17 protein-coding genes, 1 tRNA gene and 1 pseudogene are annotated in these 23,587 nt (G+C 73.3%); 7 read left to right on the forward strand and 12 right to left on the reverse strand.

The window, feature by feature from the left end; all coding sequences use genetic code 11:
- Positions 1–139: 139 nt before the first annotated feature.
- Positions 140–4,699 (forward strand): hybrid sensor histidine kinase/response regulator, encoded by a 4,560-nt coding sequence (locus AC0ZLC_RS17715; protein ID WP_476752930.1) that lies wholly within the window; start codon positions 140–142, stop codon positions 4,697–4,699.
- 106 nt (positions 4,700–4,805) lie between these two features.
- Here AC0ZLC_RS17715 and AC0ZLC_RS17720 read toward each other — a convergent pair whose 3' ends face one another.
- From AC0ZLC_RS17720 to AC0ZLC_RS17750, 7 genes are all read right to left on the reverse strand, one after another.
- A complete protein-coding gene (locus tag AC0ZLC_RS17720; RefSeq protein ID WP_476752931.1) occupies positions 4,806–6,482 on the reverse strand; it encodes a long-chain fatty acid--CoA ligase in 1,677 nt (558 codons plus the stop codon).
- 164 nt (positions 6,483–6,646) lie between these two features.
- On the reverse strand, positions 6,647–7,201 hold the full coding sequence (locus AC0ZLC_RS17725) for a SigE family RNA polymerase sigma factor (protein ID WP_476752932.1): 555 nt from the start codon (positions 7,199–7,201) through the stop codon (positions 6,647–6,649).
- A gap of 216 nt (positions 7,202–7,417) precedes the next feature.
- The gene (locus AC0ZLC_RS17730; protein ID WP_476752933.1) at positions 7,418–8,782 is read right to left on the reverse strand and encodes a DUF1906 domain-containing protein; all 1,365 of its coding nucleotides are present in this window, start codon (positions 8,780–8,782) and stop codon (positions 7,418–7,420) included.
- 53 nt (positions 8,783–8,835) lie between these two features.
- The gene (locus tag AC0ZLC_RS17735; RefSeq protein WP_476752934.1) at positions 8,836–10,002 is read right to left on the reverse strand and encodes a lipid-transfer protein; all 1,167 of its coding nucleotides are present in this window, start codon (positions 10,000–10,002) and stop codon (positions 8,836–8,838) included.
- Positions 9,999–10,439, reverse strand: coding sequence for a hotdog family protein (locus AC0ZLC_RS17740; RefSeq protein WP_476752935.1), 441 nt, complete (start codon positions 10,437–10,439; stop codon positions 9,999–10,001). The genes AC0ZLC_RS17735 and AC0ZLC_RS17740 overlap by 4 nt, the downstream gene beginning before the upstream one ends.
- A complete protein-coding gene (locus tag AC0ZLC_RS17745; RefSeq protein ID WP_476752936.1) occupies positions 10,436–11,377 on the reverse strand; it encodes a bifunctional MaoC family dehydratase N-terminal/OB-fold nucleic acid binding domain-containing protein in 942 nt (313 codons plus the stop codon). Before AC0ZLC_RS17745 ends, AC0ZLC_RS17740 begins: the two co-directional genes overlap by 4 nt.
- Positions 11,374–11,619 (reverse strand): hypothetical protein, encoded by a 246-nt coding sequence (locus tag AC0ZLC_RS17750; RefSeq protein ID WP_476752937.1) that lies wholly within the window; start codon positions 11,617–11,619, stop codon positions 11,374–11,376. The genes AC0ZLC_RS17745 and AC0ZLC_RS17750 overlap by 4 nt, the downstream gene beginning before the upstream one ends.
- Positions 11,620–11,994: 375 nt before the next feature.
- Between AC0ZLC_RS17750 and AC0ZLC_RS17755 the strand changes: the two genes are divergently transcribed.
- On the forward strand, positions 11,995–12,882 hold the full coding sequence (locus tag AC0ZLC_RS17755) for a bifunctional DNA primase/polymerase (RefSeq protein WP_476752938.1): 888 nt from the start codon (positions 11,995–11,997) through the stop codon (positions 12,880–12,882).
- A 151-nt stretch (positions 12,883–13,033) separates the two neighbouring features.
- Here the strand turns inward: AC0ZLC_RS17755 and AC0ZLC_RS17760 are convergent.
- The 3 genes and pseudogenes from AC0ZLC_RS17760 to AC0ZLC_RS17770 form a co-directional block, all read right to left on the reverse strand.
- Positions 13,034–13,177 (reverse strand): annotated as a pseudogene (locus AC0ZLC_RS17760) (tyrosine-type recombinase/integrase); the annotation flags it as partial.
- Between the two features lie 445 nt (positions 13,178–13,622).
- Positions 13,623–13,709: transfer RNA gene (locus AC0ZLC_RS17765), tRNA-Ser, on the reverse strand.
- Between the two features lie 71 nt (positions 13,710–13,780).
- Entirely contained in the window at positions 13,781–15,445 is a 1,665-nt protein-coding gene (locus AC0ZLC_RS17770; RefSeq protein WP_476752939.1) for a S1C family serine protease, read from the reverse strand.
- A 257-nt stretch (positions 15,446–15,702) separates the two neighbouring features.
- On the opposite strand from AC0ZLC_RS17770, the gene AC0ZLC_RS17775 reads away from it, so the two are divergent.
- From AC0ZLC_RS17775 to AC0ZLC_RS17785, 3 genes are all read left to right on the forward strand, one after another.
- Positions 15,703–16,512, forward strand: a complete 810-nt coding sequence (locus AC0ZLC_RS17775; RefSeq protein ID WP_476752940.1) for a glycerophosphodiester phosphodiesterase — start codon at positions 15,703–15,705, stop codon at positions 16,510–16,512.
- Positions 16,513–16,608: 96 nt separating this feature from the next.
- Positions 16,609–17,238: an ATP-binding protein gene (locus AC0ZLC_RS17780; protein ID WP_476752941.1), complete on the forward strand. Its 630-nt coding sequence runs from the start codon at positions 16,609–16,611 to the stop codon at positions 17,236–17,238.
- 182 nt (positions 17,239–17,420) lie between these two features.
- Positions 17,421–18,410 (forward strand): DUF5926 family protein, encoded by a 990-nt coding sequence (locus AC0ZLC_RS17785; protein ID WP_476752942.1) that lies wholly within the window; start codon positions 17,421–17,423, stop codon positions 18,408–18,410.
- A 252-nt stretch (positions 18,411–18,662) separates the two neighbouring features.
- Here the strand turns inward: AC0ZLC_RS17785 and AC0ZLC_RS17790 are convergent, their stop codons facing one another.
- Together AC0ZLC_RS17790 and AC0ZLC_RS17795 are read right to left on the reverse strand one after the other, a co-directional pair.
- Positions 18,663–19,223 carry a hypothetical protein gene (locus tag AC0ZLC_RS17790; RefSeq protein ID WP_476752943.1) on the reverse strand — a complete coding sequence of 187 codons (561 nt, stop codon included), beginning with the start codon at positions 19,221–19,223 and terminating at the stop codon, positions 18,663–18,665.
- Positions 19,224–19,279: 56 nt separating this feature from the next.
- Positions 19,280–19,945, reverse strand: a complete 666-nt coding sequence (locus AC0ZLC_RS17795) for a bifunctional DNA primase/polymerase (RefSeq protein WP_476752944.1) — start codon at positions 19,943–19,945, stop codon at positions 19,280–19,282.
- Between the two features lie 472 nt (positions 19,946–20,417).
- On the opposite strand from AC0ZLC_RS17795, the gene AC0ZLC_RS17800 reads away from it, so the two are divergent.
- Positions 20,418–21,929, forward strand: a complete 1,512-nt coding sequence (locus AC0ZLC_RS17800) for a SpoIIE family protein phosphatase (protein WP_476752945.1) — start codon at positions 20,418–20,420, stop codon at positions 21,927–21,929.
- Positions 21,930–22,066: 137 nt separating this feature from the next.
- Complete coding sequence (locus AC0ZLC_RS17805; protein ID WP_476752946.1) at positions 22,067–23,554, forward strand: aminopeptidase P family protein; 1,488 nt, start codon at positions 22,067–22,069, stop codon at positions 23,552–23,554.
- Positions 23,555–23,587 lie beyond the last annotated feature (33 nt).

Below are 23,587 nucleotides of genomic sequence, written 5' to 3' on the forward strand. Positions count from 1 at the left end.
CTTCTGCGTGCGACCTCCCTCTCATCCGGCATCGCGAGCGCAACCTCTGCCCGTAGACTCCCCGCGTGACACGCTGCGGGACGGTTGGCAAGATGGCCCTCGCGGTCAGCAAGGTGCGGTAACAGGGAGGAAGCGTCTCGTGAGCAGCAGGCCATCCCGAGGCGCTGCTCGCCTCGCAGCCATACTGGACGCGCTCCCCGATGCGTTGGTGCTGGTCAACGCCAATGGGACCGTCGTCAACGCCAACACCATCGCCCTGGAGGCCTTCGAGGCCCCGGGGACGGCTCTGGTGGGCCGCGGGCTCCTCGACCTGCTCCCGGAGTTCGACTCCCGGCTGATCCCCGGCTCGATGCGACGGCCCGAGTCCATGGACCAGAGCGGCCGGACCAAGCCGACCCGGATGATCGCCCGGCGGACCGACGGCAGCGAGTTCCCGGTCGAGGTCACCAGTGCGAATCTGGAGAACGGCCAGCAGGCCTACGACGGCTACGGCTACACCGGCGACGAGCTGCTCATGCTCGTCGTCCGCGATCTGTCGGGCACCGTCGACACCGAGGCCGAACTCGCGCGCTCGCAACGCCAGACCGAGATGATCCTGCGGGCCGCGTCCGAGGGCGTCGTCGGCACGGACACGGACGGGCGGGTCGTCCTCGTCAATCCGGCCGCCGCCCAGATACTCGGCTACCGCGCCAGCGATCTCGGCGGCCAGAACCTGCACGCGCTCATCCTGCACTCGCGGGCCGACGGCGAGCCGTTCGCGTTCGCCGAGTCGCCGCTCGCCGACACCCTGCGCTCCGGGCGCAAGCACCGGGTGCGCGGGCAGGTCGTGTGGTCCAAGTCCGGTGCCCAGGTGTCGGTCGACCTCACGACCGCGCCGGTCCGCGACGGGGACCAGCTCGTGGGCGCCGTGATGACGTTCACCGACCGGCGGCCGTACGACGCGCTGGCCGAGGAGAAGGAGGCCGAGGCCGCCCGCCACACGGAGGAGCTCGCCCGGATCACCGGCGAGCACACCGCGGAACTGGAGCGGCTGCGGGAGCGGCACACCGACGATCTCGCCGCGCTGCGCGAGCAGCACGCGGAGGAACTGGGCGCGGGCGACGACCGCTACGCGGCACTCGCCGAGCGCGAGAAGGACCGCTTCGAGGCACTCGCCGCGCGGCACGAGCAGTTGCTCGCCGTGCTCGACACCTCCCTGCGCGGACCGCTGGACCAGCTGCGCGGCGAGCTGTCGAAGCTCGCCGCCGACGACGCGGGCCAGCTGTGGCCCGAGGCCAACCAGGTGCTGCACCACCTCGCCGCGGGCTACTCGCGGATCACCACGCTCGTCGACAGCGTGCTCAGCTACCAGCGGCTGGACGCGGGCACCGAGGGCATCACCCGGACGAACGTCATGCTCGACGCGGTCGTCGCGGCCGGGGTCGACGGCGCGGTCGAGCTGATCGGTCCCGGCCGTGTGCAGTTCGCCGTGCACGCGCCGCCCATCGAGGCCGAGGTCGACCCCGAGCGGCTCGCCACCGCGCTCGCGCATCTCGTCGCCGACGTGGCGGGAGTCGACGCCACGGGCAACGCGCCGGTGTCGGCGGGCGGTTATCTGGACAACACGGTGGTCGTGGCGGCGGCGCAGCGCGGCGAGGTCGTCCGCATCGAGGTGCGGGGCCCGTACTCCGGGGGCGACCCGGTGCACGAGCCGATCGTCCGGGGCATCGTGCGGGCGCACGGAGGTGTGCTGCAGACGCACGAGGTGCCGGGGATGAGCGGCAGCGCGTACGTCCTGGAGGTGCCGATCGGCGGCGGCGCGGGCGCGGTCGAGGCCCCCGTACCCGGGCAGTCGCCCGGCGCCGAGCTGGCGCTCCCCGAGCAGGCCGCGCCGCAGCAGGGGAGCGGACGGCGGCGGGCCCGGCGGTCCTCCGTGGACTCCTTCCTGGAGAGCCCGGCGGCGGACTCCGACACCGGTGTCGACATCCCGGCGGATTCCGGACCGGCCGCCCAGGACCCGGGTGCCGCCGCGCCCACCGGGCGGCGCAGGCGCCGTGCGGGAGAGACCGCGACGCCCGCCGGGACCCCGGTCCCCGCGCAGGCGTCGGAGGACGAGGACACGAACACCGGGGCTCCCGGTGGTTCCGGACGGCGGCGCGGACGGCCGAGCCCCGTCGAGGGTGACGCCGGGGGCGTCGCCGAGGGCGCGGTCCTCATGGCCGGCGAGCACTCCGCCGCCACCGCCGCCGCTGGTACGGGGCTCGGCGGCACCGTGCCCCCGCAGGGCGTGCCCGCCCCGTCGGGCCGGCGTGCGCGCCGGGACACCGAGCAGCACGCGCTGCCGCCGGCGCTGCCCGCGGCTCAGAACACGCCGGGTGCCGCTGCCCGTGCCGAGGCCGCCGACGCGGAGCCGACCGGCCGCCGGCGTCGCGCCCTTGCCGCCGCGGCGGAGCGTGCCGCGGCGCAGGAGGCGGGCGCCCGTACGGTGTTCGCACTGCCGCCCGCCGAGGCCGACCGCCCGCCCGGGCACGCGGGTGCCGAGGCGCTCTCCCCGGCCGGACAGAGCGGGGTGTACGCGGGTGCCGCTCCCGGCGTCGTCCCGGTGGACGACGGCCGGCACGACGTGATGCCGCACGACGAGGCCGACGACCACACCCCGCCGCAGCCGCATCCGGTGCCGGCTCCGACGGGACGCCGCCGCGCCCGCCGGGCTCCGGCCGAGGCGGACGCATCCGCCGCACCAGCCGTACCCGCCGCACCCGGGCAGGGCGTCCCCATGCCGGGCATCCCGGGGCAGGGCGTCCCGGGGCAGGGCGTCCCGGGACAGGGCGTGCAGCCCCGGATGCCGGGCGTACCCGCGCAGACCGTGCCCGGGCAGGGTGGACCGGGCACGGGACGGCCCGCCGCCGGTCAGCCCGCAGCGCAGTCCGCGCCCGGTCCCGTACCCGCTCCCCCCGCTGGTCGGGCCGTTCCCGTCGGGCCGGAGCAGGCGGCCGGCGGACAGGCTCCCGTGTCCCGGGCTGCCGCCGGGCAGGCCCCGGCCGGCCGCAGGGCTCTCAGCCCGGCCGCACCCGCGCAGCCGGCCCCGGGACAGACCGTGGCCAGACACGGCGCCCCGAACCCACCGCACCCCGGCCGGCCCGTACCCGCACAAGGCATCCCCGGCCCGGCCGCACCCGCGCAGCCCGTTCCCCCCTACGGTGGTGCCCCCGGTCAGACGCCTTCCGCGGCTGCCCCTGCCCCCGAGGGGGCCCCGGCGGCTCAGGGTGTGCCCGGCGCAGCCGAGAACGCCTCCGCGGAGCCGGACGGCGCGCGGGGCGAGACTCCACCGGCCCAGCCGGGTGGCACCGCGGCCCCCGCCGGCGGTGTTCCCGCGCAGGGCGCCGCCCCGGAGCCGACCGGGCCCTGGCCCGCCGCCGACGACACGTCCGGCGCCGGTCACCCGGTACCGGCGCAGGCCCAGGCGCCGGCGCCGGCGCCGGCGGGGCAGACGCCCGCCTCCGGCACGCCGCTCCCGCCCGAGCGCCCCGCCCCGCCCCGGGCCGCTCAGCCGCTGCCCGCCGAAGCCGCCGCGCCCGTCGACCCGAACTCGACCCAGGGGCGCGCGTTCAGCGTGCGGACGCTCGGCCAGGGCGTGCCGTTCGGCCGCCCCGGCGCCGCGCCGAACCAGCCGCAGCCGGTCCCCCAGCAACTGCCCGGACAGTCGCTGCCGGGTTCGCAGACCCCCACGCCTCCCCCGCACCAGACCAACGGTTCCGGACGCCGCCGCAAGCTCGGTACGCGTCCCGAGCCCGCCGCCGAGCGCCAGGAGACCGGGGGCCGTCCCCATCCGCAGAGCGGCCAGCCCCGTCCCGCAGGCGGCACGGAGGGCGCCGGACGCTCGTACGCCATAGGAGCTCCGGACCGGAACGCCGACGAGGGCCCCGAGCCGCTCGACGGTCCCGGCGGCGCCGTCGAGGTCGCCGACCAGCCCCAGCCGCGGCCCATGGACGACGAGCTTCCCCCGGAGCCGCTCGACAACCCGCGGCGCCTGCTCGTGTGGCCGGCCCCGGACGTGACGACCCAGCAGGCGCTCAGCGACCGCGGCTACCGGCCCGTCGTCGTGCACTCGCGCGAGGAGGTCGACGCACAGATCGCCGCCTTCCCGGCCGCGCTGTTCGTGGACCCGCTGACCGGCCCGATCACCCGCACCGCGCTCCAGTCGCTGCGCCAGGCCGCGGTGGCCGCCGAGGTACCCGTCCTCGTGACGGCGGGACTCGGCCAGGCGACGCGTGAGGCGGCGTACGGAGCTGACCCCGCCGTGCTGCTGAAGGCGCTCGCGCCGCGCGACTCGGAGCAGCACCCGCCGCGGGTGCTGCTCATCGAGGAGCACGGGGAGATCGCGCTGGCGCTCACGGCCTCGCTGGAACGGCGCGGGATGCAGGTCGCCCGGGCGGCGTCGGACGAGGACGCGGTGACGCTGGCCGCGCAGCTGCGGCCGAACCTCGTGGTGATGGACCTGATGCAGGTACGGCGTCGGCGCGCCGGGATCGTCGACTGGCTGCGCGCGAACGGCCAGTTGAACCGCACGCCCCTCGTCGTCTACACCGCCGCCGTCGATCAGACGGAGCTTCCGCGCCTGGCGGCGGGGGAGACGGTCCTGTTCCTCGCAGAACGCTCGACCAGCGTCGAGGTGCAGGACCGGATCGTCGACCTGCTGGCGCGCATCGGCACGAACTGAGTTGTCGTACCACAGGGTTGGGGCGCTGTTTCACGTGAAACAGCGCCCCGATCCGTGTCTGCCCGCGCCCCGGTGTCCGGTCGGCGGGGCGGGTCCTTCGTGACCGTCAGAGCTGCGTGACGTCCAGGTCGCCCGCCGCGTACTTCCTGCGGAGCACCTTCTTGTCGAACTTGCCGACGCTCGTCTTGGGCACCGACTCGATGATCGTCCAGCGCTCCGGCAGCTGCCACTTGGCGATCCTGCCCTCGTCGGCGAGGAAGGCGCGCAGGCTGGAGAAGTCGGCGGTGGCGCCCTCCTTCAGCACGACGGTGGCGAGCGGGCGTTCGCCCCACTTCTCGTCCGGTACGGCGACCACGGCGGCCTCGGTGACGTCCGGGTGGGACATGAGGGCGTTCTCCAGGTCGACGGAGGAGATCCATTCGCCGCCCGACTTGATGACGTCCTTGGCCCGGTCCGTGAGGGTCAGGAAGCCGTCGGAGCTGATCGTGCCGACGTCACCGGTCTTGAGCCAGCCGTCCTCGCTGAACTTGTCGGCGGGACGCAGCGCCTCGGCGCCCTGGCCGCCGTAGTAAGCGCCCGCGATCCACGGACCGCGCACCTCCAGCTCGCCCGCGGACTCCCCGTCCCAGGGGAGCCGCTCTCCGCCGGGTCCGGTCAGCCGCGCCTCGACACCGGCCGGGAAACGGCCCTGCGTGAGGCGGTAGGCCAACTCCTCCTCGGTGCCCACTACATGGGCCGGCGGTCGCGCCACCGTGCCGAGCGGGGAGGTCTCCGTCATGCCCCAGGCGTGACAGACCCGCATCCCCAGCTCGTCGAACGCCTGCATGAGCGAGGGCGGGCAGGCCGAGCCGCCGATGGTGACCTGGGTGAGGGAGCTGACGTCCCGGGGCTTGGCGTGCAGTTCGGCGAGGAGTCCCTGCCAGATGGTGGGGACGGCCGCCGCGTGTGTCGGCCGCTCGCTCTCGATCATCTCGGCGAGGGGGGCCGGCTGGAGGAATCGGTCCGGCATCAGCATGTTGACGCCCGTCATGAACGTGGCGTGCGGCAGGCCCCAGGCGTTGACGTGGAACTGCGGGACCACCACGAGGGAGGTGTCCTCGTCGGTGAGCCCCATGGACTGGGCCATGCAGACCTGCATCGAGTGCAGATAGATCGAGCGGTGCGAGTAGACGACGCCCTTCGGGTCTCCGGTGGTCCCGGAGGTGTAACACATGGCAGCGGCCGTGCGTTCGTCCAGCTCGGGCCACTCGAAGGCGGTCGGCTTGCCCGCGAGCAGGTCCTCGTACTCGTGCACCTGGGCCGCCGCACCCGACAGCAGCGTGCGGTCGCCGGGGCCCGAGACCACGATGTGCTCGACCGTGGGCAGCTGGGACAGGAGCGGGGCGAGGAGCGGCAGCAGCGAGCCGTTGACGAGGATCACGCGGTCGGCGGCGTGGTTGACGATGAAGACCAGCTGCTCCGCGGGAAGGCGGAGGTTCAGCGTGTGCAGCACCGCGCCCATGGACGGGATCGCGAAGTACGCCTCGACGTGCTCCGCGTTGTTCCACATCAGGGTCGCCACACGCTCGTCGCCGGTGACCCCCAGGTCCTCGCGGAGGGCGTGCGCGAGCTGTGCGGTCCGGTCGCCGATCTCCGCGTAGGAGCGGCGCTGCGGGGCGCCCTCACCGGTCCAGGTGGTCACCTGCGACGTTCCGTGGACACGTGCCCCATGGGTCACGATCCTCGAGATCAGCAGCGGTACGTCCTGCATCGTGCTCAGCACGGCGTCCTCCCGGGGCGGCATTGCCTACGCGGTGGTAAAAAGGCTGGCCCGATTCTGCGCACATACCGCTCGGTATGTCACTAGTTCCGGGTGATCGATCAGGCCTCAGTTCTCCGCGGCCGTCTCCGGCACCGCCGGCGGCCAGGACATCGGCCGGGAGCGGGAGGCTGCCCCGGCCCGAGTCCCTACCGGACCGGGCTCAGCTCGGGGTCCTCCCGCAGCTTGCCCAGCGCACGCGACACGGCCGACTTGACCGTGCCGACGGAGACGCCGAGCACCTCCGCCGTCTGCACCTCGCTCAGGTCCTCGTAGTACCGCAGGACGACCATCGCCCGCTGCCGGGCGGGCAGCTTCGTGATCGCCCGCCACATCGCGTCGTGCAGCGCCTGCTGCTCGGCGGGGTCCCCGGCGGGCAGGCCCGCCGGCTCCGGCAGTTCGTCGCACGCGAACTCGTCCACCTTGCGCTTGCGCCACTGCGACGTCCGCGTGTTCAGCAGCGCACGGCGGACGTAGCCGTCGAGCGCCCGGTGGTCCTCGATCCGCTCCCAGGCCACATACGTCTTGGTCAGCGCTGTCTGCAGCAGGTCCTCGGCGTCGCACGGGTTCGCCGTGAGCGACCGGGCGGTGCGCAGCAGCACCGGCTGACGGGCCTTCACGTACGACGAGAACGACGGGTAGGGAAGGGTCTGCCTCGCCGACGTGACGGCTTTCGAAGCGCTGGTGCAGACGGGTGTGGTCATGGCTCCACGCTAGGAGCGACCCCCGGTTCGGCGGATCGGCCGCAGGTCCCGAAGGCATGTCCGCCTCAGGTTGTAGAGGTGGGGGCAGCTCCACCTCCTGGAGGTGGACGAGCGGCGCACGCCCCCTGAGGGTTCACCCCTGGGGTGCCTCCCGCGGCAGCACCGCGAACAGCCCGGGAGGGCCCGCCGCGAGGGCGGGACCCTCCCGGCGCGGCGTCAGCCGATGCGGGCGACCGGCGCGTCCATCGCGTTGCGGTCGATGAGCAGGGTGCGGCTCCCGTGGCGTTCCCGCACGTTCCCCGCGTACTGGTGGATCCGTCCCTTCGGCCAGGCGCCCCGGGCCAGCACCGGCTCCTTGACCAGTTGCGGCTTCACCCGCCAGCGCGCGAACCACATCACCGACGGAAGGTCCTTCACCCCGGCCCGGCGCGCCGTCTCCATGTGCTGCACGCCCGTAGCGGCACTGCTGTAGAACCCCGGCAGATAGCCCCGCTTGCGCACCTCGCGGTTCCAGCCGCGCACGAAGAGCAGCGTGGACTTGGCGCACTTCTTGTTCAGGTGGTTGTACGCCTCCACGTCCAGGTAGAGCGGGCTGCCCTGCCGGATGCCGAGCGCGCCCGCCCGGCGCACCGCGTCGGCGGCCTCGGTCTTCCCCTGCTCCCAGGGGCGGCTCCCGACGGCCACGTGCCGCTTGGAGCTGCCGAACACGCACGGCGACTGCGATCCCACGTACAGCGGGAGCACCTTCCAGCCCTGCTTCTTCACCGTCTTCAGCCAGCCGCGCGTGAGCAGGGGCTGGTTCGGGCAGGCACGGCCGCGGCCGCCGAAGTAGACGCCCACCCCGCGGTAGCGGGAGGTCCGCCAGCGGCGCATCGTGTCCGTCGACTGGGTGTGGCAGGTGTCGAAGGCCCATCCCTTGAACCGGGGCGCCGCGGCCGACCGCTGCGGTTGCGTCCCGCCCTGCCGCCGCTCCGGCTCCGGCCGGTTCTCCCGCTCCTGACGCGGCTCCGGCACCGGCTCCCGCGCCGGCTCCTGACCCCGGCGCTCGCCCTCGCCCCGGCCGTCGAAACCGTCCTGGCCTGCCCAGCCGGCCTGGTCCTGCCAGTCGTCGCGTTCCTGCAAGTCGTCCCGGTCCCGCCACTCGTCGCGGTCCTGCCAACCGGCCTGGTCCTCCGCTGAGCCCTCGCCCCGCCCTGAGCCCTTGTCCTGCCCTGAGCCATGGCCATCGTCCCGGCCCGGCTCCCGTCCCTCGCCCGGCCCGAAGCCGTCGTCCCGGAAGGTGGCCTCCTCAGCTCCCGGCGCAATGGCCCGGACCGCCGCGTCGAACGGGACCGCCTCCCACGGTCCGGAGCCGGAGGGGTACGTTCCGGGGCCGGGCGGCGACGAGTGGACGTCGGCCGGCTCCGCCCGCGGGCCGGAGAGGCTGGAGCCCTGGCTGGATGGTTCCGGTCCGGGACCGGCCGGCTCCGCGGCGAAGGCGGGGGCTCCGGCCAGCAGGAGCAGCGCCAGGCTCAGGGCGACGGCGGCCCTCGGACCGCGCTGATGACCGCTGTGACTCGGATGACGTCCGTGACGATGCATACGGTGAGTGAACCGACCCACCCCCGCCCACGGGCGTCAACCACACGCCCCGTTCATCCGTCCGACCGCAGAATCAACCCCGATGTGGGGACTCCGGTGCCCGCCGTGACGAGGACGCGGCCGGCCCCGCGCACCTGGTTCACCGCCGTGCCCCGCAGCTGGCGTACCGCCTCCGCGATGCCGTTCATCCCGTGCAGGTACCCCTCGCCGAGCTGTCCGCCGTGGGTGTTGAGCGGCAGCCGCTCCGCGGCCACCAGGTCCGCGGCCTCCCCCGGTCCGCAGAAGCCGAACTCCTCCAGCTGCATGAGCACGAACGGCGTGAAGTGGTCGTACAGGATCCCGACGTCGATGTCGGCCGGTCTCATCCCGGAGGTCCGCCACAGCTGGCGCGCCACCACTCCCATCTCCGGCAGCCCCGTCAGTTCGTCCCGGTAGAAGCTGGTCATCTGCTCCTGCGCACGCCCCGCGCCCTGCGCCGCCGCGGTGATCACCGCCGGGCGGCGCGGCAGATCGCGGGACCTCTCCACGGACGTCACCACCAGCGCCTGGCCGCCGTCCGTCTCCTGGCAGCAGTCCAGCAGCCGCAACGGCTCCACGATCCAGCGGGACGCGGCGTGCTCGGCGAGGGTGATCGGCCGGCCGTGGAAGTACGCCGCCGGGTTCGTCGCCGCGTACCGCCGGCCGAGCACGGCCACCCGGCCGAACGCCTCCGGGGACAGCCCGTGGGCGTGCAGGTACCGCTGGGCCGCCATCGCCACCCAGGAGGCGGGCGTGAGCAGCCCGAACGGCAGCGTCCAGCCGAGCGCCGCGCCTTCCGCGGAGGGCTCCCGGTGCTGCACCCCGGAACCGAACCGGCGTCCAGACCGTTCGTTGAACGCCCGGTAGCAGACGACCACTTCGGCGACCCCGGCCGCCACCGCGAGCGCGGCCTGCTGAACGGTCGCGCAGGCCGCGCCACCCCCGTAGTGGACGCGGGAGAAGAAGGACAGCTCACCCATCCCGGCCGCCTGGGCGACGGTGATCTCCGGACTGGTGTCCATGCTGAAGGTGACGAGACCGTCCACGTCGGCCGGTGTCAGTCCCGCGTCGTCCAGCGCGGCCCGCACCGCCTCCACGGCCAGCCGCAGCTCGCTGCGCCCCGAGTCCTTCGAGAACTCGGTGGCCCCGATCCCGACGATCGCCGCCCGGCCACCGAGGCGGTCCCTCGTCCGTACGCTCATGGCGCACCGCCCGCCGCCCGGTCGGCGCCCGCCCCGGGAGCAGGGTCCGGGACCGGGGGCGCGACCGTCACCGTGACCGTGCCGGTCACGTGTCTGCCGAGACTGTTGGCGCCGACGACCCGCACGGTGACCGCGTCGCCGTCCACGGCCTCGATGGTGCCGGTCAGCACCATCGTGTCCCCGGGGTGGTTGGGCGCGCCGAGCCGGATGGCGACCCTGCGCAGCACCGCGCCCGGACCGAAGTGGTCGGTGACGTACCTGCCGACCAGCCCGTTGGTGGTCAGGATGTTCATGAAGACGTCCGGCGAACCCTTGGCCCGGGCCGCCTCGGCGTCGTGGTGCACGTCCTGGTAGTCACGGGAGGCGATGGCCCCGGCGACGATCAGCGTGCGGGTGACCGCGATCTCCAGCGGCGGCACCTGTTCACCGGCCCTCATGCCTGCTCCTCCCCAGGTGCGATCAGCTCCCCCGGTTCCAGCGCTTCGGGGTGGGTGTCGGCGCCGAAGACCGGCAGCACCAGCTCCTCGTCGTACCGCTCGAACCTCAGCCGTACGGGCATCCCGATCCGCACCTTGTCGTACGGCACCCCCACGACGTCGCTGACCATGCGCACCCCCTCGGCCAGTTCGATCAGGGCGACCGCGTACGGGGGGTCGAAGGCGGGGAAGGGCGGGTGGTGCATGACGACGTACGAATAGACGGTCCCGGCGCCGCTCGCCTCCACCGGGTCCCACTCCGGGGAGCCGCACGCGTTGCACCCAGGCAGCCAGGGGAAGCGCGGGGTTCCGCAGCCCGCGCACCGCTGGATGAGCAGTCGGCGGCGTCCGACGCCCTCCCAGAAGCCGGCGTTGTCCCGGTTGATCACCGGTCGAGGCCGCCGCGCGTCGGGCCTTGGCGGCGCGGGCGCGTACTTGAGGATGCGGAAGCGGTGCGTCCCCGCGAGCTCGCCGCGCGTCCGGACGTTCATGCGCGTCGTGACGAAGTGGCCCGCGCCCAGTCTGGTGTCCTTGCGCTCCGAGACGGACTCGATCACGGCGTCGAAGGTGATCTCGTCGCCCGGCCGAAGCGGGCGCAGATACTCCTGCTCGCAGTCGGTGGCGACGACCGACGTGCACCCGGCGTCGTCGAGCAGTCCCAGCAGTTCGTCGTACGCGCCGGCGCGTCCCGCGTGTCCGGACAGGCCGCCCATCGTCCACACCTGGAGCATCGTCGGCGGCGCAACGGCCTCCGGCCCCGCGTAGGCCGGGTGCTCGTCGCCCGTCGCCTCGCACCAGTGCCGGATCATCGGCCCGTTCACCGGGTCCTTGCCCACGCCCCCGACGGCGGCCGCCCGCCCCTCGTACGCCTTGAGGCGCGCCGTGAACGCGTCGCTCACCGCCGCCCCCCGCGCGTCCCGAGCCGCGTCGTCGCCATGATCACCCGCCGCACCTCGCTCACCCCGCCCCCGCACACCCCCGGCGCACCGACCCGGTACACCCCGGCGCCGACGCGGCGCGGCAGCGCCCCCTGCCCGTAGGTATCTCCGGCGGACAGCGGGCTCTCAGCCATCCGGTCGTTTACGTACGTACGGGGGTCGGCGCGCAGGCGTCGCCGGCGCTCCATGGGGGCGAGGTGCACGGCCGCGGCCCTCCGGGATCTCGTGCGGACGAGGATTTCTGACTGTCCGTCAGGTACCTCGGACTGTCAAGGCCGCCGGCGTTCCCGGCCCACCCCTTCCCGGCCCTCTCGACTCCGCACCGCGGGAACGCGTCTGCGCGACGGCATCCCAGTGCCGCCGCGCAGCTTCAGGACCCTTCCGGCACCCGCGGCACACGAAGTCCCGGTTCGGGACGCAACGAAAGCCTCGGATCGCAGGCGCCGCAGGGAGCGTGTTTCGTCACATTCCCGGGCACTCCCCCCGGCCACCGCCCGAGCCAGCCCTGAGTGCACACCCGCGCCACCTCCGACCGAAGCCCTCTTCCCTTTTTCGAACGCCTGTACGAACATGGAGGCATGGCCACCATCGACCGGCAGGTCACCACCCTGGCCCTGGCACACGCCCTGTCCGCAGCCGAGCGCGGGCTGGCGGTCATTCCGCTGTCCCGGAACAAGCTCCCGGCCCTGCGCTCCCCCCACCGCATCGCCCCGGACTCCGCGACGCCCGGCTGCCACGGCGAATGCGGCCGTTTCGGACACGGGGTGTACGACGCCTCCACCGACCCCCGCCGCATCCGCGCACTCTTCGCCGCCGCCCCCTGGGCCAGCGGTTACGGCATCGCCTGCGGACTGCCTCCCCACCACCTCATCGGCGTGGACCTCGACACCAAGTCCGGTACGGACTCCACGGCGGCCCTGCGCGAACTGGCCCTGCGCCACCTGTTCACGATCCCCGAGACGGTGGTCGTCCTGACCCCCAGCGGCGGCCGCCACCTCTGGCTGCGCGGCCCGGCCGACGCGGTCGTCCCCAACTCGGCCGGCCGGCTCGCCCCCGGCATCGACATCAGAGGGGCCGGCGGCTACCTGGTCGGCCCCGGCTCACGTACCGAACACGGCGTGTACGGCACGGCCCCGGGCACCGCCCACCTGGCGCCCGCGCCCTGTCCGCCCGCCCTGCTGCATCTGCTCACGCCCCCGCCCCGCACCCGCCGGGCCGCACCCGGAGCGGCGGCCGGGGCCGCGGAGCAGCACGGCCAGGGCCTGGTCCAGTTCGTCCTGACCGCCCACGCGGGCCAGCGCAACACCCGCCTCTTCTGGGCCGCCTGCCGCGCCTACGAGAACGGATTCGGCACCGACCTCGCGGACGCCCTCACCGACGCGGCGGTCCGCACGGGCCTCACGTACCGCGAGGCCCGGTCGACGATCGCCTCGGCGGCGCGCATGACGGGTCGCCGGGGGGCGTAGAGCCGCCCGGATCCTTGGGCGTTCACGCCCGGGAACGCGTCAGCGCGGGGGCGGGAGCAGCCCGTGCAGGACGAGGTCGGACAGCGCGTCGTCCATGCCGTTCCTGTCCTGTTGCGCGACGTGGCTGAACTCATGGGGCTCGCGGATCCCGCGGGGTGCGGATGTGCGGCTCCGTCTGCGGCATCCGAGTCAGCTTCACGCCCCGGCACGGCGTCTGCGGGATCATGTCGTTGTCAACGGCCGACCGCATGATCTGCGACAGGTCCCGGTACGCCTGCCTGATCCGCGACGCAGAGCCGAGCAGACGCGGCCCATGGCATCCAGGTCGTTCGTACAGTGGCGCGCTCCACCTGGACGCCATGAACCACGCCCGCTCCACGGTGTGTGGGTCGACGGCGGACGGGATGGGAGCTGGGGTGAGTGGTGGGTGAAGGTTGTGCGCGAGGCTTGAGGAGGGGGGTGGATGCCACGGCCTCAAGCTCACAGTCCCGAGGCGAACCCGGGGACCTTTGTGCCCACCCCCCTCAACCGCGGACCTCAAGGGTTCTCTGACCGGTCTCGACGAGCAAGCTAGCAAGAGGCACTGGCAGTGGACCTGTGACGGCGTCCAGGCTGGAAGCAGACGTGCCCCTGCCGTGCCCGATCGAGCGGGAAACAAAGGGGAACGGCAGCTACTCGCGGACAGCGCGCAGCGCGACGGCCCCCGACCGTTTTCCTGGTCGGGGGCCGTTCACCTGCTGCGGTGGGTGTGGGATTTGAACCCACGGTGACATCGCTGCCACGACGGTTTTCAAGACCGTTCCCTTAGGCCGCTCGGGCAACCCACCCCGCGCGGGCGGCGATCACCGGCCGCGCGGGGACAAGACTAACCGGTCGGGCGGCGCCCCCGCGGCTCGGATCAGCTGTCGCCCCGGCGTTCGCCGAGGGTGACGTCCGCCGTGCGGGTCTTGCCGTCGCGGGTGTACGTGAGCTTGACGGTGTCGCCCGGCTTGTGGGTCCAGATCTCGCCGATGAGGGTGGGGCCGCTGTCGATCACCAGGTCGTCGAGCTTGGTGATGACGTCGCCGGGCTTGAGGCCCGCCTTGTCCGCGGGACCGCCCGCCTCGACCGCCTCGGAGTTGCTCGCGCCCTTCTCGGAGATCTTCGCGCCGCCCGTCCCCTCCTCCAGGGTGACCGACGCGCCGATCTTCGCGTACACCGGCTTGCCGGTCCTGATGAGCTGCTGGGCGACGAACTTGGCCTGGTTGACCGGGATCGCGAAGCCCAGGCCGATCGAGCCGGACTGGCTGGTGCCGCCGAGGCCGCCGCCGCCCGTGGACTGGATCGCCGAGTTGATGCCGATGACCGCGCCCTTGGCGTCCAGGAGCGGGCCGCCGGAGTTGCCGGGGTTGATGGAGGCGTCGGTCTGCAGGGCACTCATGTAGGAGGCCTTGCTGCCGGAGCTGCCGTCGCTGGAGGCCACCGGGCGGTTCTTGGCGCTGATGATGCCCGTGGTCACCGTGTTCGACAGGCCGAAGGGCGCGCCGATCGCGATCGTCGAGTCGCCGACGGCCACCTTGTCGGAGTTGCCGAGGGCCAGCGGCTTCAGGTCCGAGGGCGCGTTCCTCAGCTTGATGACCGCGACGTCGTACCCCTGCGCGTGCCCGACCACCTCGGCGTTGTACTTCTTGCCGTTCGGGAAGGTGGCGCTGAGCTTGCCCCCGTCGACGGCCTCGGCCACCACGTGGTTGTTGGTCAGGATGTGGCCCTGCTTGTCGAAGACGAAGCCGGTGCCCGTGCCGCCCTCGCCGCTGCTGCTCTCGGCCTCGATGGTGACCGTGCTCGGCAGCGCCGCGTTGGCCACGCCCGCGACCGTGCCGGCGTCCCGCTTGAAGTCGCCGCCGCCGTCGGCCGCGGACACGGTCGTCGAGTCGGTGGCGCCGTCGTCGTCCTTGGCCAGGGTGTAGCCGAGCCCGCCGCCGACGCCGCCGGCGACCAGCGCGGCGGCCAGGATCGCGGCGACCAGGCCGCCCCGTCCGGACTTCGGCCCGGGCGCGGGCTGCTGATAGGAGGAGCCCCAGCCGCCCGGTCCCGAACCACCGCCGTCGGCGTACGACGGTGTGGCGGGCGGGGGCGGCCAGCCGGCCTCGGCGGCGGACCGGGTACCGGGCGCGCCCTGCTCCGGCCCGTGCTGCCCGGCGCCCCCCTGCCCGTGTTCACCGGAGCTCGGGGCCTGCCCGTGGGCACCCTGCCCGTGCTCACCGAAACCCTGCGCCTGACCGGGGGCACCAAAGCTCTGCGCCTGGCCGGGGGCACCGAAGCTCTGCGTCTGCCCGTCGTGCCCGGCCGCGGACGCGGCGAACGCACCGGCACCCGGCGCGGCACCCGCGGACTCGTACGGCGCGGCGGGCGCCGGGTGCTGCACCGGCGCACCGGGGTCGCCGTGGGGCACGGGCGGCAGCGGTGCGGTCGTCGCGCCTCCCCCGGGCGCGGCGCCCTGCGCGAAAGCAGCGGGAGTGTCCACCGGCACGGGAGGCGCAGACGGGGCCGGGGGTACCGCAGTGCCCTCGTTCTCGGTGCTCACAGCTCTTCTCCTCGGTCCACGGCTGTTGTTCTCGGTCGCACTCGGTCACGCTCGCTCACACGTGCCGGCGAACCGGCGCGATTCAGCTGTGCATGTGCTTTTGTATGCCGTCAGCTTTTCTCACCGGCCGTCAGAGCACCATAAGCGGTGGCTGTGGGTCCGAGACCATCCTTTATATCGGACCCTTAAGACAAAACGAATGTATTCCTGACGTCTCCGTCTGCACGCCTACCCTCTCGCGGTGGCACCATGACGCGGTGACCCACGCACGACAGCACCCGATCCAGGTCGTCGCCCACCGGGGCGCCTCCGAAGAGGCGCCGGAGCACACGCTGGCCGCGTACAAGAAGGCGATCGAGGACGGCGCCGACGCCCTCGAATGCGATGTACGGCTGACCGCGGACGGCCACCTCGTCTGCGTTCACGACCGTCGCGTCAACCGTACGTCCAACGGACGCGGTGCGGTCTCCGCGCTGGAGCTGGCCGATCTCGCCGCCCTGGACTTCGGCTCCTGGAAGAACGGCGACGAGGCCCCGGACTGGGAGCACGGCCCCGGAGACCCGGAGGCCACCTCCGTCCTCACCCTAAAGCGGCTGCTCGAACTCGTCGCCGACGCGGGCCGCCGGGTGGAGCTCGCCATCGAGACGAAACATCCCACCCGCTGGGCCGGTCAGGTCGAGGAGCGGCTGCTGCTCCTGCTGAAGCGTTTCGGCCTGGACGCCCCGGAGTCCCCCGCCGAGTCGCCCGTGCGCGTCATGAGTTTCTCCGCGCGCTCGCTCCAGCGCGTCCGGGCCGCGTCCCCGAATGTGCCGACGGTCTATCTGCTGCAGTTCGTCTCGCCCCGGCTGCGCGACGGCCGGCTGCCCGCCGGTGTCCGGATCGCGGGCCCCTCCCTGCGGATCGTGCGCGGCAACCCCGGTTACGTCGAGCGCCTCAAGAAGGCCGGGCACCAGGTGCACGTGTGGACCGTGAACACTCCGGAGGACGTCGATCTCTGCGCCGACCTGGGCGTGGACGCCATCATCACCAACCGGCCGCGTGCGGTCCTGGACCGGCTGGGCCGCTGACGCAGCGGCCGGGACCCCGAGAACACGCCATCGAGAACCAGCCACGCCGTCACGGGGAGTGCACCGGCGCGTTCGTTCCGTATTCGATCGTTACGAGTGCGTCAGCGGACGTGTGTTGGCCGGTTTCCGGTCCAGTCCAAAAGGGCATCCACACCGTGGCGTGGGGCAAAGGAGGTCTCGGGGGTGGCGTTGGTGGTGGCACAGGAGGTGCCCACGTCGTCGAGCATGGCCGTTCCCCATGGCCCTGCGGGCGTGGGGCAGGCGAGACACCGGATGCGGGACCAGCTGCGGTCCGGTGGCGTCGCGGATTCGGTCGTCGACGACGCCGTTCTGATCCTTTCCGAACTGCTGAGCAACGCGTGCCGGCACGGCAGACCGCTGGGTGACGCGCTGACGGGCGAAGGCGACGTGCGCGCCGCCTGGCGCGTCGACTCGGCGGGGCGGCTCACGGTCGAGGTGACGGACGGCGGCGGTCCGACCCGCCCGGTCCCGGCCACACCCTCGGTCACCGCACGCGGCGGCCGTGGGCTGAACATCATCACGGCGCTCGCCAAGGACTGGGGCGTACGGGACGACGCACGGGGAGAGGTCACGGTGTGGGTCGTCGTCCAGGACGACGTCATCGGAGCGCACCGGCGCGACGACTTCGCTACGCGCGTGGCGTCACCGGCTGTGTCCTGCGTCCCGGAGCTGGACTTCGCGGACGCGTTCGACGAACGGGACTGAGCGCCGGGGAGCCCGCGGCCCGGTCACCGGTCGCAAGGTCGCGGGGGAGCCGGGACGCGGGCGGACCCGGGCAACGGATCCGTGACGGGCGGGTGCGTTGTCCACAGGGTCCCGTTCCCCCGTCGCAGGAACGGCTAGGCTCGCGCCCGTACCAGACGAGCCGTAACCGGGAGACACCCACAATGGCCAAGAAGCGACCCCAGACGAAGGCCAGGCAGCCGCAGCTCAAGGACGGGGCCCGCGCCGCAGGCGCTGGGGGAGACGTCCCGGTGGTCGGCGCGCGCGAACCCTGCCCCTGCGGCAGTGGCCGGCGCTACAAGGCCTGTCACGGCCGGGCGGCCGCGCACGCGGCGACCGAGCTGGTGCAGCGCCCCTTCGAGGGGCTGCCCGGCGAGGGCGACTGGGTCGCGCTGCGCGAGCTGGTGCCCGCGGCGACCGTCGAGCTGACGCTCAAGGAGGGCCTGCCCGAGGGCGTCCCGTCGGTCACGCTCGCCACCGTCCTGCCGATGGCCTGGCCCGCGCTGCGTCGCGACGACGGCTCGGTCCTCCTCGGCCTGCAGAACGACACGGCGTCCGGAGACATCAGCCGCGACCTCGCCGACACCCTCCGGCGGGCGCTCACGGCGCAGCCCGGCACGCCGGTCGAGGGCCGCCGCGCCCCCGCCGACGGTCCGCGGCTTCAGGACGTGCTCGACCCCGAAGGCGCCTTCGAGCCAGTTGTGCACGCGGGCTTCGAGTTCTGGGTCCCGGACGCGGAGAACGCGACGCCGGAGGTGACCGCCTCCCTCGAGCGGGCAAACGCGGCCGCCATCCCGACCGTCAAGCTCTCCGGGGTCGATGCCGCGTACTGGTGCGAGACGCCGGACAAGAACCCCCTGCGCTGGGTCATGCCGTATCCCGAGGAGCAGCTTCTGGACGCGCTGGCGCGACTGCACGCGGCGGGCGGTTCCAGCCTCGGCGAGGGCACGCGACTGGTGGGCTCCTTCCGTGCGCACGGCCTGACGGTGCCGGTCTGGGACCTGCCGAGCGGGGTCACGGCCGACGACATCGAGAAGCCCGCGGCCGAATTCGCAGAACGGCTCGCGCCGGCCCTGGCAGCGGACGCGCCGCTGACCGCGGACGAGCGCCGGGCCCGCGGCGGCCTCACGAACCGACAGGTCACGCTCAGCTGACGCACAGCCGGGGACTGACCGGCCGGTCAGCTGGTCAGGACCGCCGGGAGGGGTGACTCCTGTCACAACTCCCGGTCCCGGCAGGGAAATCGGTGTCTGAATAGCCGAGTTCGAATTTGCGAACCGCCGATCTCTTGTTACCGTTCCCGTAGCCCGGTTGCTGGTGCATCCCCCGTCGCCAGCAACCGGGTCTTTTCATGAGCGCGTACGGGTCCGCATCTCGGCACCGCACCGGCCTCGACGCCAACAGCCCTACGGCTGCGTCGAGTTGCTCCCGGAGCGCAACAGAAGCGGTCCGCGCCCGGCACTCCTCGCGAACTCCGTGACCGCCGTGTAAGCCGCCGCCTCGCCCGCCGTGCGTCCCCTGGGTGTCTCGCACACTCCCGGCTCGTCCCCCGCGTCCACCGCGCAGTGCATCCGCACGGTGCGGCCACCGGGCGCGAGGAGCGTCAGCGCGGCGCTCAGCTCGTCGCCGGTCGCATTGCGGTAGTAGGTGCGCGCCCAGGTCTCCCGCCCCTGCGTCAGGACACAGGTCTGCGCCTCGATGCCGTCGGGGGAGGAGAGCTCCGGTCCGCAGCGGGCCGCGGTGGCGAGGCCCACACCGAGCCGCAGGGGCGAACGCGCGGGCTCGGGGGCCGCCGCCCGGCCGTCGTCGGGGCCGGGAGCGGGGACGCCCGCGGGAGCGCCGTCACCGGCGGGTCCCGCGGACGCCACGGCGAGCGGAAGGGCGATCACGGCCGCGACGGCGCCGAGGAGCGCGAAGAGGCGGACTCTTCGGGGGTCCGCGGGCCGTCCGCCGGAGTGACGCAGCATACGAGGGAACATAACGGCCGGGAGGGGGCGCCCGGTCCGCCGCGCGCCCGACACCCCTACGACTCGGGTGCGCTCACACCCGTACGAGTGAGGGCCTCCACCACCGCGTCCACGACGGCCTCCACACCGGGGACCCAGGGCGCGGCCGAACCCGGCAGCGGAGCCCGCTCCCAGCGGACCTCGCCCTGCCCGGTCTCGGAGGGGGGCAGGGCGATGTAGCCGCCGTCCCCGTGGAAGCGGAGGGAGCCGGGGACGTGGTCCTTGGCGTACAGCAGCTCACCGAGCTGCTCCAGGGAGTACGGCGCGACGAGGATCGCCCAGCGCGAGGGGGAGGCGACGACCGGGCCGAGGCGCATGCCCGTGCGGTCGAGTGCCACAAGGGCGCGGGCCGCCGCCAGGGCGGGCAGGCTCACCGCGCAGGGAGCCGTGCCTCCGGTGGCCAGCACGATGGGTGCCGACGGCCGGTTGCCCCACCACCAGCGCACCATGCGCTCGTCGGTGGTGGCCGCGAGGAGGCCGGGGTCGAAGGGGTGGGCACCTGGCACCGTGCATTCCGGGTCGGGACATCCGCAGCCGGCCCGCCCCCGCGGGTCCGGCGCCACACCCGGGAGCACAGGCCACTGCCATCCCGTCGCGAAGGTCAGGGCCGCGCTGAGCATCTCAGGGCTCCGGTTGTTCCGCCTGGACAGGAGCCCGCGTCGCCTTCCGAGGATCTCGCGCATGAGCGCTCGTTCCTTTCCGTTGCACGCCTGGCAACACCGTGGATCACATCACACCATGTGTCGATCACTTCACTGTGCGTACCTGCTGGCGCATCACACCCCGGCACCGGGCAAGGGGAACCCCCGTGGGCCGATCATTGGCTGCATCCGCGTCCATACTGCGTCTGGCAAGAGCATGGGCATGGCGTGGGGTGGCGGCGCCTGGCGTTTTGCCGTCACGCGTGTATCGAGCCGCCTCCGCCACGGGAGGATGGGGCACGGTCGTCGGTGGTTAAGACGCCCGGGTCCGCTGCCAGGTTCCGGGTGGATCTCCTCCACCCCTGACCTTCACCGAGTACGTACCCATCACGACCGCTGTGACGCTCCGTCGAGCAAGGCCAGTCGACCTCAATAACCCGTTACCCGAAGCAGTTTTAAGCCAACTTCGTTTTTCCGCAAGTGTCTCACGGACACCAGGAATCCCGGCAGGACAATGCTGGACATCCCCTCACGAGTGCGTGTACATGTGGAGACACTGCCAGCGGCGCAGAATGACATGGGGGTTTGCGATGCTATCGAGCAATACGCACCGGTCGGAAAGCCGACTGCCATGACCACCCCTCACCTCCCGAAAGTGGCCGGAATCGATTCCACGGTTCCCGCGCCCGCACACACTGTCGCGCCCGCGCCCGCAGCCACGGACGCCCCCTCGGCCCTCTCCCCCACCGGCCCCGGAGCAGTCCTCCAGGACCGCCTCGCGGGCTGGGTCTCCGATCTCACGACACTCCACGAACTCACCGAGCGGCTCTCGCGCACGGCCTCCCTGTACGACGCCCTCGAGGAACTGCTGCACGCCGGGGCCACCCTCGTCGGCGCCCGCCGCGGCCTGGTCGTGCTGGAGCCGCGCGACGGGCTCGGTCCGGACACGACGGTGGGGCTTGGCCTGGCCCGCGCGGACCTCGGGCACATCGAGACGGTCCCGCGCAGCTCCATGTCGTACGGCAGGATCCTGGACGGACTGCCCGGCGGCGAGGGCGAGATCGCCCAGCCGGACCTGTTCTCCGAGGACGGCCTCGACCCCCGCCACCGCGAGGTGGCCGCCCGGCTCGGCTATGCCGCGAGCTACGCGCTGCCCCTGTCCACCGGGGCCGGCGGCCGGCTGGGCGCCGCGGTGTGGCTCTACGACGAACCCGCGGAACCCGTCGAGCGGCAGCGCCACCTCGTCGGCCTGTACGCCCGCCACGCGACGGAGCACCTGGCCCGGCTGGTGGAACTGGAGCGCACGCGCGCGTGCATGGCGACGATCTCCGAGGAGCTGCTCCCGACGCGGCTGCCCCGGGTCGCCGGTGTCCAGCTCGCCGCCCGCCGCCGCACCGGGCCGCGCGGCGGCGGCGACTGGTACGACGCGCTGCCGCTGCCGGACGCCGCGCTCGGGCTCGCCGTCGGGTCGGTCACCGGCTCGGGGCCCAGCGCGGTCGCCGCGATGGGCCGGCTGAGAGCCTCGCTCAGGGCGTACGCCGTGATGGAGGGCGAGGACCCCGTCGCCGTCCTGTCCGACCTCGAACTGCTGCTGCGGCTCACCGAGCCCGCCCGCTCCGCCACCGCCCTCTTCGCCTACTGCGAGCCCGCGCCGCGCAGGATCACGCTGGCCGGAGCGGGGCACAGCCCGCCGCTGGTCGTCGGCGAGCGGCGCACGGAGTTCGTGGAGACCTCCCTGTCGGCGCCGCTGGGGATGCTCGCCTGCTGGGAGGCGCCGAGCGTCGAGCTGTACGCCCGGCCCGGCGAAACGGTGCTTCTCTACACCGACGGCCTGCTGCACCGCACCGGCGACTCCATGGACCGCGCCTTCGCCCGGCTGCACGCGGCCGCCGCCGGGGTGCCGCGGGCACTGCGCGCCGATCCGGGCGCGATCGCCGACCACGTCCTGCGGACCGTGCTGCCGGACGGCCTCGACGAGGCCGACAGCGAGGAGGACGTCGTCCTGCTGGCCGCCCGGTTCGAGTGAGCTCCGGGGACCCGTCCGGGAAGGCCGCCGGAGCCCGCCTCACGTGACCCTCCGGTAACGGGTCCTTCGGCCCTGGGCCCCCTTCCGTACGACCGTACGATGGGGGACGGTCCAGAGTCGTAACGAGGAGGCAGACCGTGTCGGAGGCGCTCACACCGGAGACCCCGGAAGCCGTGCTTGACGATGCCGCTGACGAAGCGGGCGAAGAAGAACCGATCAAGCAGCGGAAGAACGGCCTGTACCCGGGCGTGTCCGACGAGCTCGCCGAGAACATGCAGTCCGGCTGGGCCGACACGGAGCTGCGGGATCTCGAGCCGATCGCCCAGGCCGCGTACACGGCCGCGCGCCGCGCCGCGCTGTCCGCGCGTTTCCCGGGGGAGCGCCTGGTCGTCCCCGCGGGCAACCTGAAGACCCGCTCGAACGACACGGAGTACGCCTTCCGTGCCTCGGTCGAGTACGCGTACCTCACCGGCAACCTCACCGAGGACGGCGTCCTGGTGCTGGAGCCCACCACGGACGGGCACCGGGCGACGATCTACCTGCTGCCCCGCTCCGACCGCGAGAACGGTGAGTTCTGGCTGTCCGGGCAGGGCGAGCTGTGGGTCGGCCGCCGCCACTCGCTGACCGAGGCCGAGCAGCTGTACGGCATCCCCGCCTCGGACGTGCGCGAGCTGGCCGGCCGGCTGCGGGAGGCCACCGGCCCCGTCCGGGTCGTGCGCGGCTACGACGCGGGCATCGAGGCCGCCCTGACGGACAAGGTCACCGCCGAGCGGGACGAGGAGCTGCGGGTCTTCCTCTCCGAGGCGCGGCTGGTCAAGGACGAGTTCGAGGCCGGCGAGCTGCAGAAGGCCGTCGACTCGACCGTGCGCGGCTTCGAGGACGTCGTCCGGGTCCTGGACAAGGCCGAGGCCACCAGCGAGCGGTACATCGAGGGCACCTTCTTCCTGCGCGCGCGGGTCGAGGGGAACGACATCGGCTACGGCTCCATCTGCGCCGCCGGTCCGCACGCGTGCACGCTGCACTGGGTGCGCAACGACGGCCCAGTGCGCTCCGGTGACCTGCTGCTGCTGGACGCGGGCGTCGAGACGCACACGCTGTACACCGCCGACGTGACGCGCACGCTGCCGGTCAACGGCCGCTACAGCGAGATCCAGAAGAAGATCTACGACGCGGTGTACGAGGCCCAGGAGGCCGGTATCGCGGCCGTCCGGCCGGGTGCCAAGTACCGCGACTTCCACGACGCCGCGCAGCGCGTGCTGACGGAGAAGCTCGTCGAGTGGGGGCTCGTCGAGGGCCCGGTCGAGCGCGTCCTGGAGCTCGGCCTGCAGCGCCGCTGGACCCTGCACGGCACCGGTCACATGCTCGGCATGGACGTGCACGACTGCGCGGCGGCCCGCACCGAGACGTACGTGGACGGCACGCTGGAGCCGGGCATGTGCCTGACCGTCGAGCCGGGCCTGTACTTCCAGGCGGACGACCTGACGGTGCCGGAGGAGTACCGCGGCATCGGCGTGCGCATCGAGGACGACCTCCTGGTCACCGAGGACGGCAACCGGAACCTGTCGGCCGCGCTGCCGCGCCGCTCGGACGAGGTCGAGGCCTGGATGGCGGCCCTGACGAGCTGAGCCGGTCCGAGTCGAGGGCTGGTACGAGGGCGG

The sequence above is a fragment of the Streptomyces sp. GLSS-08 genome (genome assembly GCF_056387915.1).

Bases quoted from the DNA above. Each gene is read 5' to 3' on its own strand.
- AC0ZLC_RS17795 (WP_476752944.1), bottom strand. From the start codon at position 19,945: ATGCGCGAGATCCTCGGAAGGCGACGCGGGCTCCTGTCCAGGCGGAAC.
- AC0ZLC_RS17740 (WP_476752935.1), bottom strand. From the start codon at position 10,439: ATGAGGGCCGGTGAACAGGTGCCGCCGCTGGAGATCGCGGTCACCCGC.
- AC0ZLC_RS17755 (WP_476752938.1), top strand. From the start codon at position 11,995: ATGGCCACCATCGACCGGCAGGTCACCACCCTGGCCCTGGCACACGCC.
- AC0ZLC_RS17790 (WP_476752943.1), bottom strand. From the start codon at position 19,223: ATGCTGCGTCACTCCGGCGGACGGCCCGCGGACCCCCGAAGAGTCCGC.
- AC0ZLC_RS17725 (WP_476752932.1), bottom strand. From the start codon at position 7,201: ATGACCACACCCGTCTGCACCAGCGCTTCGAAAGCCGTCACGTCGGCG.
- AC0ZLC_RS17785 (WP_476752942.1), top strand. From the start codon at position 17,421: ATGGCCAAGAAGCGACCCCAGACGAAGGCCAGGCAGCCGCAGCTCAAG.
- AC0ZLC_RS17800 (WP_476752945.1), top strand. From the start codon at position 20,418: ATGCTGGACATCCCCTCACGAGTGCGTGTACATGTGGAGACACTGCCA.
- AC0ZLC_RS17720 (WP_476752931.1), bottom strand. From the start codon at position 6,482: ATGCCGCCCCGGGAGGACGCCGTGCTGAGCACGATGCAGGACGTACCG.
- AC0ZLC_RS17730 (WP_476752933.1), bottom strand. From the start codon at position 8,782: ATGCATCGTCACGGACGTCATCCGAGTCACAGCGGTCATCAGCGCGGT.
- AC0ZLC_RS17735 (WP_476752934.1), bottom strand. From the start codon at position 10,002: ATGAGCGTACGGACGAGGGACCGCCTCGGTGGCCGGGCGGCGATCGTC.